This is a genomic window from Mesorhizobium sp. M7A.F.Ca.US.005.03.2.1 (genome assembly GCF_003997795.1).
Classification (GTDB): Bacteria; Pseudomonadota; Alphaproteobacteria; order Rhizobiales; family Rhizobiaceae; genus Mesorhizobium; species Mesorhizobium ciceri.
This window is the reverse complement of record NZ_RZRP01001294.1, coordinates 1-1,138: the sequence shown is the minus strand read 5'-3', so window position 1 is coordinate 1,138 and position 1,138 is coordinate 1. Positions and strand designations below refer to the sequence as shown.

The following is a 1,138-nucleotide window of genomic DNA, read 5'->3' as shown; positions in this document are numbered from 1 at the left end:
CTGCTCAGGATTGCCCATGAAACGGGCAAAGGAAGCGATAAAAGCGACATGGCCGGGCGGCCGGGCTCACCCCTTCGCCAGCTTGCGGATCGCGCTCGATGACAGCGACGAGCGCGGGCCGTGAATGAAGGTCCAGGCCGGCGCCTTCATGCGGGCAAGCCGCGGCGCATCGCCCTCGTCGATGCGGGCATAGTCGAAGGTCTTGGCGACGACCGAGGACAGGAACGACAGCGTCGCGCCCGGGCGGTCGATGACGGCGATCGGGAAGGTCATGACGATCTCGCGCCAGCGCTGCCACCGATGGAAATCGCGCAGACTGTCGGCACCCATGATCCAGACGAAATCGACACCGGGATTGCGCGCCTTGACCAGCGCCAGCGTATCGGCGGTGTAGCGGACGTGATGGGCGGCTTCGAAAGCGGTGACCTTGATCTTCGGGTTCTTGGCGATCTGTTCCGACAGCTGCAGCCGTTCGCCCAGCGGCGCCAACTCCCTGGTGTTCTTCAGCGGATTGCCCGGCGTCACCATCCACCACAACTGGTCGAGCGCCAGGCGTCTGAGCGCGATCTCGGCGACCAGCGCATGGCCGGCATGCGGCGGATTGAACGAGCCGCCGAACAGGCCGACGGCGAGGCCTTTCTCGGCGTGCGGCATTTTGAAATAGTGGGAGGGGATAGCCTCCTTACCCGCCCCCTTGTGGGGAGGGTCGATCCGCGAAGCGGAGCGGGGTGGGGGTATCGCGGAATTCAGCGTCGTCCCCCCACCCGGCTCGCTATGCTCGCCACCCTCCCCACAAGGGGAAGGGTAAGACCAGCGCTCAAGGTCTCACCTGTCCCGACCCGCGCACACGGTATTTGAACGACGTCAGCTGTTCGACGCCCACCGGTCCGCGCGCATGCATCTTGCCGGTGGCGATGCCGATCTCGGCTCCCATGCCGAACTCGCCGCCGTCGGCGAACTGCGTCGATGCGTTGTGCAGCAGGATCGCCGAATCGATCTCGTTGAAAAACCGCTCGACGGCTTGCGCATCCTCGGCGACGATCGCCTCGGTGTGATGCGAGGAAAACGTCTCGATATGCTCGATCGCACCACCGATACCGTCGACCAGTTTTACCGCGATGATGGCATCGAGATATTC

At 64.4% G+C, this 1,138-nt stretch carries 1 protein-coding gene and 1 pseudogene; both read right to left on the bottom strand.

Annotated features, from left to right (window positions below; translation table 11 throughout):
* Positions 1-66: 66 nt before the first annotated feature.
* Positions 67-654: a nicotinate-nucleotide adenylyltransferase gene (locus EN991_RS37170; protein ID WP_013529070.1), complete on the bottom strand. Its 588-nt coding sequence runs from the start codon at positions 652-654 to the stop codon at positions 67-69.
* Between the two features lie 163 nt (positions 655-817).
* Positions 818-1,138, bottom strand: a pseudogene (gene proA, locus EN991_RS37165) (gamma-glutamyl-phosphate reductase); the annotation flags it as partial.

Coding starts and splice junctions, on each gene's coding strand:
- EN991_RS37170 (WP_013529070.1), bottom strand. CDS start 654: ATGCCGCACGCCGAGAAAGGCCTCGCCGTCGGCCTGTTCGGCGGCTCG.